The organism is Isoptericola dokdonensis DS-3 (assembly GCF_001636295.1).
Taxonomy (GTDB): Bacteria; Actinomycetota; Actinomycetes; order Actinomycetales; family Cellulomonadaceae; genus Isoptericola; species Isoptericola dokdonensis.
The window spans coordinates 3,058,552-3,069,756 of the sequence record NZ_CP014209.1 but is presented as its reverse complement, the minus strand read 5'-3'; the positions used below and the strand labels follow the sequence as shown (position 1 = coordinate 3,069,756).

Sequence of the window (11,205 nt, the reverse complement as noted above, 5' to 3'; positions counted from 1 at the left end):
ATCAGGCTCCCGGGGTGATGCGGATCGCCGAGCCGTCGGTCAGGACGGGCTGGTCGAACGAGTACTGGAGGGCGTCGGCACCGGTCTGGTTCTCGATGCCGACGGTGGCCGACGCGCCGGATCCCGGCACGGACTGGTACTGGAACGTGACGTCGCCGGAGGCCTCGTGGAAGAGGACCTCGAACGTGACGCGCCCGCCGTCGTCGACCAGCACCGCCTTGTTCCACACGATCGCGAAGGTGCGGTTCCCCGCCTTGCCCTTCGTGGCCGTCTGCACGCTGGACCTCTTGTCGAGCATCAGGTCGTCCCAGAACGGGGCGACGACGCCGTTGGGGGCGGCGGCCTCCGGCAGGGCGGTGTTCTCGTAGTCGCCGAGCCGCGGGGACAGGAAGTTCACCAGACCGTTGGTCGTGACGGACGCGCTGGAGTAGTCGACGCCGTACAGGCTCACCCAGAACGGCAGCGAGATCGTCGCCGCGTCCTCGTCGCCGCTGAGCGCGACCGTGGAGGCGCCCTTGACCCAGGAGTACTCCACCGGCGTGCAGGAGTTGCCGAAGAAGTCGGCCTTGGCGGGGAGCTGCACCGTGCGGGCCTCCGCCCCGTCGACCGTGAGGTCGGTGCGGGAGGTGCCGTTGCACAGCACGGGCTCGGCGGGCGTCGCGACGAGCGCGTAGTCGCCCTCGGCCACGGCCGGCACCTGGAAGGAACCGTCGGCGCCGGTGGTGACCGCGGCCAGCGGCGCACCCTCGACCTGGACGGTCGCACCGGCCAGCGGCGCTCCCGTCACGTCGAGCACGGTGCCGGTCACGGCGTGCTGGGCCGTCGCGGCGAGCTGCGCGCCGCGCTTCGTCGTCGCACCGTCCGTGACCTCGATGCCGGTGAAGGTCCGGGTGGCGTAGCCGTAGCCGCGCATCGTGACGTCGTAGGTGCCCGGCACCAGGTTGAGGCGGTAGGTGCCGTCGGGCCCCGTGACGACGGAGCGCACGCCCGCCGCGTTCTCGGCCGTGACGGTGACGCCCTCCAGCGGCGTGCCCGTGCCCTTCTCCTTGACGGTGCCCGTCAGGGTGCCGGCCGTCCGCGGCGCGAGCTCGACCGACGCGAGCACGTCGAGCTTGCCCTCGCCCCAGACGTTGTTCATGGCGGCGGTGCCGCCGCAGTGCGTGTCGTCGACGTCGCGGGCACCGGCGTCCAGCAGCTCGCGGGTCCCGGCGATGTCACCGATGAGCGCCGGGGACGCCGCCCACAGCAGTGCCACGGCACCGGCGACGTGCGGCGTCGCCATGGAGGTCCCGTTGTTCGCCTGGTAGGCGGAGCCCGGGACGGTGGAGCGCACGTTCACGCCCGGTGCGGCGATGTTCGGCTTGGCGGAGCCGTCGACGGGCGACGGACCGAAGCCGGAGAAGTCCGCGATGGTTCCCGTGACGTCGTACGCGCCGACCCCGTAGGCGGGAGCCTGCGCACCCGGCGACTCCGTCGTCGAGCAGGTGGCGCCGTCGCCGGAGTTGCCCGCGGCGAACGCCTCGAAGATCCCGACGGCGTTCCAGGCCTCGACGATGTCCTGGTAGAACGTCGTCCGGCCGCCGCCCCACGAGTTGTTGACGATGTTCGGCGCCAGGTCCGGGCGCGGGTTCAGGCCCTCGGCGTCGGTCGGGGCAAGGATCCACTGGCCGGCCTTGAGCAGCGAGGCGTCCGAGCAGGACCGCGCCTCGCACCCCTTCGCGGCGATCCACGTGGCGCCGGGCGCGACGCCGATGCCGTTCGCGCCGACCATCGTGCCCATCGTGTGGGTGCCGTGGCCGTTGTTGTCGCACGGCCCGTCGGTGCAGGTGCCCGTCGGGTCGTAGAAGTTGTAGTCGTGGGTGAACGTGCCGTCACCGTCGTTGCCGCGGTAGGTCCCCACGAGGTCCGGGTGGTCGTACTGCACGCCGGAGTCGATGTTGGCGATGACGATGCCCTCGCCACGGTCCTCGTACTGCGCCCACACGTCGTCCGCGTTGATGTCCGCGACGCCCCACTCCGGGGCGGCGGCGGTGGTCGCCCGTTCGGACTCCACGTCGCCGGCGGGCGACGCCTCCGTGGCGTCCAGGTAGTAGGTCTGCTCCGGGACGACCGACGCGACGTCCGACCGCTTCGACAGCTCGGCGACCAGGTCGGCGTCGCCGGTCACCTGGACCGTGTTGGCGATCCAGAAGTCCTCGTGCCCGACCTTCTTGCGGTCCAGGAAGGCCGTCAGGGACTTCTGGCTGGACGCGGCGTGCTCGCGCAGCTCGTCGTAGGCGGCCTCCGCCTTCGCCGCGTGGGACCGCTTCGCGCGCGGCGCGGCCAGGTCGGCCTGGTCCTTCAGGACGACGAAGAAGGTCGCCTCGGCACCGTCGGAGACGGCGCTCGCGAGGGCGGGGTCGACCTTCGGGCTGTCGGCGAGGGGGCCGGCGGTGTCGGCGGCCGCGGTCAGCGGCCCGGTCAGCAGGGCGGCCGCGGTGAGCGTGGCCACCGTCCACGCGGCGCGGCGGCGCCCGGGGGGTCGGGACTGGTGCATCGGAGCATTCCTCCAGGAGCAGGTGCAGGGGTGGCTCGCACGCTAGGCAGCGGCCGTTACTGCGCCGTTACCGGTCCCCTCCCGGGCACACCGGCACGGGCCGTCGGCCGCATGGGGAGTGCTCCCCATCGACGGCGCCGGTGCGCCGGGCTACGGTTTCCCCGACCAGAGGGACGAGCGCAGGGAGCGGAGCAGTGGCCGGGTACGACCTGTCCATCGACATGGGCACGCTGAGCACGCTGGCCGACGACCTGTCCGCGATCGTGCGCGAGCTGGAGAACGCCGACGACCGGGCGGGCTCGGCCGCGGAGGCGACGGGCCACGACGAGCTCGCGGACCGCCTGCACGACTTCTCGGACAAGTGGCGGATCAAGCGCGAGGACATGCTGTCCGACGTGCAGAAGCTGAGCGGGATCATGACGCAGATCGTCGACACGTTCACGCAGGTCGACGCCGACCTGGCGCGGGCGCTCGAGGACGCGGCGGAGAAGTAGGAGCGGGCGATGGCGGACACGCAGTGGGAAGAGCTGGACGGGTCGGCGTACCTGGTCCGGACCAAGGGCGAGCGGTACACGAGGATCGCGGAGGCGATCGCCCGCTCGACGAAGGCGCTCGACAGCATCGTCGACGAGATCGGCACGAAGTCGCTGGCGATGGACGAGACGCGCAAGCTCGCCGCGACCGTGAGCGAGTCCATCGACAAGGCGCAGACCCGTTACCGGGAGGCCGGCGACGCGCTGACGACGTACGCCGACCAGCTGGAGGCCGCCAAGGAGCGGGCGAACCCGGCGGCCCGCGAGCTGCGGCGGCTGCGCTCCGACCTGGACACCGCCCGCGGCCAGGCGTGGGCCGCGCAGACGTCCACCGACGCGCTGCCCTCCACCGCCACCCCCGCCGAGCGCGCCGACGCGACCCGTGCGGAGACCCGCGCCGGTGACCGCGTCGACGACCTCGAGGCCGAGATCACCCGCCAGGAGGGCGAGTGGACGGCCGGCCACGAGGCCAAGGACTCCGCCGCCCGCACCGCGGCCTCCCAGATCCAGGAGGTCGTCACCGGGAAGAACGCCCACGGCCTGGAGGACGGGTTCTGGGACAAGGCCGGCGAAGTCTGGGACAGCGTGTACAAGGTCGTGAAGATCATCTGCGACGTCGCGGGCATCCTCGCGATCTTCCTGTCGTGGGTGCCGATCCTCGGTCAGGTCCTGCTGGTGCTGGCAGCCGTCGGCGCCGTGCTGGCCGTGGTCAACGCCGTGTTCGACGCGGCGCGCGGCAAGGGGTCGTGGTGGGGCGTCGTCGGGGCGGCGGGCCTCGCGGTGCTGTCGCTGTTCGGCGGCCGCGCGATCAGCGCGATCGCGAAGTACTCCAAGGCGCGGATCGTCGTGCAGTCCGCAGGACGCATGACGCCGCGGGTCGCCAAGGCGACGTTCGGGACGTCCACCCTCAAGAGCACGCGCAAGGTGTTCGCGATGACGACCGGCCAGCGCGTCACGGGCGTCCTGAAGTCCCCGTTCATCCGGTCGGCGGGCGACAAGGCCGTGGCCGGCATGATCAAGAACGGCGCCTACGGCCAGGCCGCCAAGAAGCTGTTCCCCAACCCGTTCACCGGGGCGGGGATGCGAGCCCTGTTCCGCAACGACGACGTGGCCGACATGCTCAGCACGATGGCGATCACGGGGACCCGCGTCGACAACGTGGCCTCCACGACGGCGTCGGTCGCCGCGGTGGGCGCGATCGGCATCACCACGTTCAACGGCGTGCGGAACACGGTCTCGGCCGCGAGCGAGCTCGGCTACGGCGACCCCGGTCAGGCGCTGGGTCCGGGCGTCTCGCTCGGGTCGAGCCCGCTCGGCGGCCCCTACGGCAACCTGGTCGGCGGCGTCATCAACGTCGCGGGCAGCGCGATCCCGCCGAACTGATGCTCGTACGATGGCGGGGCGCCCCTCGACGGGCGTCGCGACCCGAGAAGAGGACCCCGTGACACTCAGGCTGGTCGGCTACGAGCTGGCGCTCGGCGACGGCTGGACGGTCGTGCCCGAGGCCCCGTTCGACGTCACGACGTGGGCGCTGGAGGCGGCACGCCACCTCGTCGGCCCCGGCGCTCCCCCGGCGACCGGGGAGCCGCCGTCGCTGTCCCCCGAGGCGGGGGCGGCGTTCGCGGCGGAGCCCCCCGCCGACCCGGTCGCGGACCTGGCCGAGGCGATCACCGCGGTGGTGGCCTCGGCGTCGGGCACGGGCGTCGACGCGCTCACGACGGCGTTCCTCGTGCGCGACCCCTCGACGGGGAGCGTGGACGCCATGGTGACGCTCGTCGCGCAGACCGGCCTGACCCCGGAGGCCTTCCTCGCCGACCTGGAGCGCCTGGTCGCAGAGTCCGACGACCCGCCGTACCTGTACGCGCAGCAGGTCGAGGCCGACCTGCCGGGCGGCGCGGCGCACGGCGCGCACCTCATGATCGGGCACGTGGACCCCGAGCTCGGGCAGGAGGTCGCGCACCTCGAGGAACGGGTGGTGCTCGGGGTGTTCCCGCCCGACTGCCCCGACATGATCGAGCTGACCGCCGTGTCCGCCGGCGTCGACGTCTTCGACGACATGCCGCAGACCGTCATCGACCTCGCCGGGGGCCTCACCCCGGAGCTGGGGCGGGCATGACGCGCGCGGTCGGGTTCCACGAGGGTCGGATGCGGATCGTCCTGCCGGGCACCTGGGGCAACGTGCCCCTGGCCGACCCGGAGGCCGCCGCGGCGTACGTCCGCCGCCTGGTGCGCCGGCAGGTGGGCCCCGCGGACCGGCTCGCCCGGGCCCGCCGCGAGGCGACGCAGGAGATCCTCGACAACGTGACCGCCGCGCGCGCGGCGGGCGTCCACACCTATCTCACGTCGCTCGAGCTGCTGCCGGGCGTGCCGTTCCCCGCGGCGCTCCTCGCGATCGACGAGGAGTGGCCCACCGCGGCCGCCGACGCGCTCGCCGCGGGCGACGTCGAGGCCGCGCTGCGGGCCGCCTACCCCGACGGCGAGGTGGCCGAGCAGCGCACCGGACCGGTCGCGCGGGTGGTGGAGATGACCCGCGGGACGACGCCCGACGGCGACGAGGTGCTCACGATGCGCCTCGAGTACCACGTGCCCTACCCGGACCGTTCGCGGCTGCTCCTGGCCCGCGTCAACGTCCCGGGCATCCCGTCCGCGGAGCCGTTCGCGACGCTGTTCGACGAGATCATGGACTCCCTGACCTTCATGGAGCCCGCCCGCACCGCCGAGCCCGCCACGGCGGCGGACGGGTCATGACCCACCCGGTGCCCGGACCGGTCGACGCCGAGCCGCCCCTGCCGGTGTCCCGGCGCGTGCTGCGCCCCGTCGGCTACCTGCTCGTGGGCCTGGTCTGGACGGTGCTCGCGCTCGTGGTCCTGGCCCTGGGGCCGGGCGTCCTGGTGTGGATCGCCCTCGACGGCACGATGACGGTGGGCGGCATCGTGGACGGGCTCGCCGCGGAGCCTGGCGAGCTGGTCGCGTTCCTGCTCTGCGTCCCGCTGATCGTGCTGATCTGGGGTCCGGGCGTGCTGGGCGTGCTCACCGCCGCGACCTGGCCGCTGGCCGCCCTGTCGTTCCTCTACGTGGGCCGGTCGTTCGACCCGCGGTACGCCACCGGCCCGCTCTCGGGGACCCGATACGTGGGGGCCGGCCGGGCGACGGGCCTGCCCACGCTGTTCGGCGTCGCGCTCTCCCTGCAGCCTGTCCACGCCACCCGGGCGACGGACCTCCTCATGCGCTGGTACGTCACGGGCTGGCAGCCGCGGGCCGGCCAGCTCGTCGCGATGCTGCCTGCGGGCGCCGCCTGGCTGCTGGCCCTCGTGGGGCTCGCGCAGGACCTGCCCGCCCCGGCGCGGGTGCTGCTGCTCGCCGCCGCGGCATGCCTCGCGGCCTGGAGCACCGTCCTGGCCCGGCGCGCCTGGCGACGCCGGTTCGACGACGCCGCCACCGGTGCCGGTGACGTGCCCGTCACCGCCCTGGACGCCCGCGAGCGCCAGGCCCGCCTGGCCGCGGCCCGCGCACGCCGCGACGCGCGGGGCCGCACCGGACGCTGACGCGGGGACGCTCGGGTCAGGAGTCCTCGGGGGTGCGCAGCGCGGCGATGCGCCGCGCCGTCAGCACGGCGCCGACGACGAACACCACGACGATCACGACGACGAGCACCGGGATCCCGGCGACCTCGCCGAGCAGGTCGAAGCCGGCGAAGGCGCCGACGACGGCCAGCACGACCGCGACCGCCCCGCCCACCATCACCGGGTTCTCGAGCTTGCGGGCCCGCGCGTCGTCGGAGCGTCGGTCGGCGGCGGCCATGGGGCCCTCCAGAGGTCGGGTGCGGTCGGGCGCCTCGCACGCTAGCACCCGCCCCCGCGCCGCTTCGAGACGTGGCCGCACCGCTGCGTGCCGCCGGTGTGGCGACTGTCCGACATGGCGGGTTCTCGCCAGCTCCTGGGCCTCCCCGGACACCCGCTCGTCAGGGAGGGTGAGCGCACCGAAGGGAGCTCTTCATGATCCAGCACGCCCGCGTGCGGCGGACGGCGGCCACCATCGCCGCGTCCGCCCTGCTCGCGACCACAGCGGCCACGGCCGTCGCGGGGACCGCCACCGCCGACGACCTGCCGCCCGCCGACCCGACGTCCACCGTCGAGGCCGCGTCCTCCTGGGCGACGTTCACCCTCGTCACGGGTGACGTCGTCGAGGCCCGCATCGACGCCGCCGGTGACGTCGCCGAGGTGCGTCTCGTCTCCGAGGACGTCGACCCGGTCTACTCGACGTGGGTCCGGGACGGCCGCACCTACCTCGTGCCGTCGGTGGCCCAGCCGCTCGTCGACGACGGCTCGCTCGACCTCGCCCTGTTCGACATCACCGGGCTGTGGGAGGACGGCTACGACGACGCGTCCACCGACGCGCTGCCGATCATCGTCGAGTACGCGGACGGGGCGCGGGCCCGCTCCCAGGCCCGCGGGACGATGACGACGGTGGAGATCGACGCGATCGACGCCGCTGCGGTGTCGGTCGACAAGGACCGGGCGGCAGCCGCGTGGAGCGCCCTGGAGCCCGGCTCCGCCGCGCGGTCGAGCGCGGGCGTGGAGAAGATCTGGCTGGACGCCAAGGTGCGCGCCACCGCCGTCGACGACCTCGCCCCGACCGTCCCCCTCACCGGGGCGGGCGCCGCCCACGAGCTCGGGCTCGACGGCGAGGGCGTCACCGTGGCGGTGCTGGACTCCGGCTACGACGCCGCGCACGTCGACCTGACGGGTCAGGTCGCGGACTCCCGCTCGTTCGTCACGTACGGCGGCACGACCGTCCAGGACGCGAACGGGCACGGCACCCACGTGGCCGGGTCGGTCGCGGGCACGGGCGCGGCGTCGGACGGCACCTACGCGGGTGTCGCGCCGGGCGCGGACCTCCTGGTCGGCAAGGTCCTCGGCGACGACGGCTCCGGCCAGTCGTCGTGGATCCTCGCGGGCATGCAGTGGGCCGTGGACGCCGGCGCGGACGTCGTGTCGATGTCGCTGGGCAACTCGGCCGCGACGTCCTGCTCCGGCCCCGACGTCGACCTGGTCCAGGCGCTGTCCGACGAGGCGCTGTTCGTCGTCGCCGCCGGCAACGAGGGCCTGCACGGCCAGGTCTCGACGCCCGGCTGCGCGCCGGCCGCGCTGACCGTCAGCGCGGTGGACCGCGACGACGCCACGGCGTCGTTCTCCAGCCGTGGCCCCTCGGTGGGCGGCACCGCCGCGAAGCCCGACATCGCCTCCCAGGGTGTCGACGTCGTCTCCGCCCGCACGGGCGGCGGCACCGACATGCCGTACGTGGCGTTCTCCGGCACCTCGATGGCGACCCCGCACGTCGCCGGCGGCGCCGCGATCGTCCTCCAGGCGCACCCGGAGTACACCCCCGCCCAGGTCAAGGCGGCGCTCACCTCGGCCGTGAAGGCCTCCGACGCCCCGCCGCTCGACCAGGGCGCCGGGCCGATGGACGTCGGCCGCGCCGTCACACAGGACGTGACCGGGGCCCCGGGCACCGAGCTCGCGTCGTTCGGGTACCCGCAGGCCGACCTCGCGCCGCGCACCCGCGCCGTGCGGCTCAGCAACTCCTCCGACGAGGACGTCACGCTCGACCTCACCGTCGACGGGTTCGGCCAGGACGGCAGCAGCGTCCCGCGCCGCATGTTCACCGTCGGGCTGAAGAAGAACCGGGTCGTCGTCCCGGCCGGCGGCACCGCCGACGTGCCCGTCACGATCGACCCGACCGTCCCGCTCCAGGCCGACGACTACGGCACCGTCACGGCGCGCCTCGTGGGCACCGCCGGCGACACCCGCGTCACCGTGCCGTTCTCCGTCCTCATGGAGGGCCCGACGGCATCCGTCGTCGTGTCCCTCACGGACCGGTTCGGTCAGGCGCCGGACTCGAACTCGTCCTTCCAGGTGATCGACGTCGAGCGTGGCCGCGACTACCGCTACGGCGTCGGCTCCGGCGAGGTGGCGCTCACGCTGCCGCACGGCACCTACGAGATCGCGGGCACCCTCCTCACGCGGGACGCGCCCGGCAACCAGGGTCAGGTCGCCTCCGTGTCGCTCGTGCACGAGACCGTGACGGTCGACGGCGACACCACCGTGGCGCTCGACGCCCGGGACGCCCGCGAGCTCTCCTGGCGGACGGACCGGCCCACCGAGGCGCAGGGCTACTCGATCGGCTACACGTACGCCCTCGGTGACGAGGGCTCGCGCCGCACCGGTGTCCTCACCACCGTGCCGTCCTACGTCAAGGGCCTGTACACCTCGGGTGGACGGGTCGACGACCGCTACACGTTCGAGGCCACCGCGCGCCTCGTCGCACCGGGGGTCACGTTCACCTCCACGGGCGGCCGCACCCTCGACGACCTGCCGGTCGCCTTCGCCGCCGCGTTCGACGGCACCGGCTCCGCGCCGGTCGTCCACGTCGGCCCGGGCACGGCGGAGAACCTCGCCGCCGCGGACGTCGAGGGCAGGATCGTCGTCGTCGACGCGAGCAGCTCCGTGCAGGGCGGCAACACCCTCGCCTGGGACCGCGCCCTCGCGGGTCGCGGCGCGGTCGGCCTGCTCGCCTACTCGTCGACGAACGTGGGCCGGATCAACCTCGGCGGCTCCGGGGTCACCCTGCCGATGGCCTCGATCACGGCCGCCGACGCCGAGGCGCTCGTCGCCGAGGTCGCCGGCGGCGGGACCACCGTCTCGTGGGACGGCACCGCCGTCGCGTCCAGCCCGTACATGTACAACGTGGCCACCGTCGTCGACGGCAAGGTCCCCGGCGGCCGCCAGCGCGTCGAGGCGTCCGACCTCGCGACCGTGCCCACCGCGTTCTACACCCAGGGTGTCGACCAGCGCACCTGGTACCTCGACCTCGCCCTGACCATGCCGGGCGTGTCGTCGTCGGTGTACGCCGGCGGCACGATGCTGCCGGTGACCTCGCCGGCCGAGCGCACCGTCTACTACACGGCGTCGGACGACTTCGCGTGGACGACGATCTCCCGCATGACCTCGAACATCGCCAGCGCGGCGTCGTTCGACGGCCCGCGCACCTACGCACCGGGGAGCACCGAGCCGACGTCGTGGTTCAAGACGCCGCTCGGGGCGACCAGCAACACGTACGACCGACCGCTGGCCACCCGTTCCCTCAACGCGCTCAGCCTGGCGCTGTCGACGTGGGGCGACGCGGCCGGGCACGACTCGACCGGCCTGGCCTACCAGGACTCGACCCTGCGCCGCGTGTGGGTCGACGACGTCGCGGTGAACCCCGCGGTCGGCGGCGTCTACGCACTGCCGGCGGAGGACGCGGAGGTGCACGTCCAGACGGCGTTCACGCGTCGTCCGTCCACGGTCACGACGCTCGGCCTGGCCTTCACGACGGACTGGACGTTCCCGACCGGTCGGGCGGACCAGGGGGCGCAGCCGCTGCTGGTCCCGTCCGTGGACGTCGACATGGACCTCACCAACCGGGTCCTGGCCGGCACCGACGCGCACGTCACCCTCGCGGCGTCCTCGGACGCCACGAAGGAGCGGGTCGACCTCGACGCCGTCACCCTGCAGTACGCCGTCGGCGACCAGACCACCGTCGCGGCGGTCCCGACCTGGACCGACGTCGCCGTCACCCGCGGCGCCGACGGCACCTGGACGGCCGACGTGCCGACCGACGCCCCCGTGGGGAGCTTCGTGCACCTGCGCACGACGATGACCGCCGCGGACGGCTCCGCCGTCACCCAGGCGATGGTGCGGACCTATCAGGTGGGCGGCCGCCTCGACCTGGTCGTCAACGCCCGCTCGCAGTGCGTGGACGACCGCGCCATGGTCGCGGTCCACGCCCGCAACACCGGCGAGCACACCGCCGACGTCACCCTGACGTCGCCGTGGGGCACGGTCACGGTCGAGGACGTCGCCCCGGGCCAGGGCGCGTACCGGCTGTTCGACACGGGCGCCGCCCGCCTGCGCACCGGCGGCGTCGCGGACGTCGTCGCGACCGGCACCGTGGGCACCCTCGCGGTGACGACGCGGTACGAGGCGGGCTACGAGCCCGTCCGCTGCGGGAGGTGACCCGGCCTCCCCGGTGAGCCCCGCAGGAACGCCGGACCCGCGCCGCGGTTCCTCAGGCATCACGCACCGATGCCTGAGG

8 protein-coding genes are annotated in these 11,205 nt (G+C 74.0%); 6 read left to right on the top strand and 2 right to left on the bottom strand.

Annotated elements, in window-relative coordinates:
- Position 1: 1 nt before the first annotated feature.
- The gene (locus I598_RS14060; protein ID WP_068203490.1) at positions 2 to 2,536 is read right to left on the bottom strand and encodes a S8 family serine peptidase; all 2,535 of its coding nucleotides are present in this window, start codon (positions 2,534 to 2,536) and stop codon (positions 2 to 4) included.
- 194 nt (positions 2,537 to 2,730) lie between these two features.
- On the opposite strand from I598_RS14060, the gene I598_RS14055 reads away from it, so the two are divergent.
- From I598_RS14055 to I598_RS14035, 5 genes are read left to right on the top strand one after another with little or no spacing between them, the layout of a single operon-like run.
- Positions 2,731 to 3,030, top strand: coding sequence for a hypothetical protein (locus I598_RS14055; RefSeq protein ID WP_083973333.1), 300 nt, complete (start codon positions 2,731 to 2,733; stop codon positions 3,028 to 3,030).
- A 9-nt stretch (positions 3,031 to 3,039) separates the two neighbouring features.
- The gene (locus I598_RS14050; protein ID WP_068203489.1) at positions 3,040 to 4,452 is read left to right on the top strand and encodes a hypothetical protein; all 1,413 of its coding nucleotides are present in this window, start codon (positions 3,040 to 3,042) and stop codon (positions 4,450 to 4,452) included.
- Between the two features lie 58 nt (positions 4,453 to 4,510).
- Positions 4,511 to 5,185 carry a hypothetical protein gene (locus tag I598_RS14045; protein ID WP_068203488.1) on the top strand — a complete coding sequence of 225 codons (675 nt, stop codon included), beginning with the start codon at positions 4,511 to 4,513 and terminating at the stop codon, positions 5,183 to 5,185.
- A complete protein-coding gene (locus tag I598_RS17705; protein WP_068203487.1) occupies positions 5,182 to 5,817 on the top strand; it encodes a hypothetical protein in 636 nt (211 codons plus the stop codon). The genes I598_RS14045 and I598_RS17705 overlap by 4 nt, the downstream gene beginning before the upstream one ends.
- A complete protein-coding gene (locus tag I598_RS14035) occupies positions 5,814 to 6,614 on the top strand; it encodes a hypothetical protein (protein ID WP_068203486.1) in 801 nt (266 codons plus the stop codon). Before I598_RS17705 ends, I598_RS14035 begins: the two co-directional genes overlap by 4 nt.
- Positions 6,615 to 6,630: 16 nt before the next feature.
- Here I598_RS14035 and I598_RS14030 read toward each other — a convergent pair whose 3' ends face one another.
- Positions 6,631 to 6,870, bottom strand: a complete 240-nt coding sequence (locus tag I598_RS14030) for a hypothetical protein (RefSeq protein WP_068203485.1) — start codon at positions 6,868 to 6,870, stop codon at positions 6,631 to 6,633.
- 194 nt (positions 6,871 to 7,064) lie between these two features.
- On the opposite strand from I598_RS14030, the gene I598_RS14025 reads away from it, so the two are divergent.
- The gene (locus tag I598_RS14025) at positions 7,065 to 11,126 is read left to right on the top strand and encodes a S8 family serine peptidase (RefSeq protein ID WP_068203484.1); all 4,062 of its coding nucleotides are present in this window, start codon (positions 7,065 to 7,067) and stop codon (positions 11,124 to 11,126) included.
- Positions 11,127 to 11,205 lie beyond the last annotated feature (79 nt).

What these genes read in the sequence shown, in the direction of transcription:
- I598_RS14060 (WP_068203490.1), bottom strand. Translation starts at nt 2,536, where the DNA reads ATGCACCAGTCCCGACCCCCCGGGCGCCGCCGCGCCGCGTGGACGGTG.
- I598_RS14050 (WP_068203489.1), top strand. Translation starts at nt 3,040, where the DNA reads ATGGCGGACACGCAGTGGGAAGAGCTGGACGGGTCGGCGTACCTGGTC.
- I598_RS17705 (WP_068203487.1), top strand. Translation starts at nt 5,182, where the DNA reads ATGACGCGCGCGGTCGGGTTCCACGAGGGTCGGATGCGGATCGTCCTG.
- I598_RS14035 (WP_068203486.1), top strand. Translation starts at nt 5,814, where the DNA reads ATGACCCACCCGGTGCCCGGACCGGTCGACGCCGAGCCGCCCCTGCCG.
- I598_RS14030 (WP_068203485.1), bottom strand. Translation starts at nt 6,870, where the DNA reads ATGGCCGCCGCCGACCGACGCTCCGACGACGCGCGGGCCCGCAAGCTC.
- I598_RS14025 (WP_068203484.1), top strand. Translation starts at nt 7,065, where the DNA reads ATGATCCAGCACGCCCGCGTGCGGCGGACGGCGGCCACCATCGCCGCG.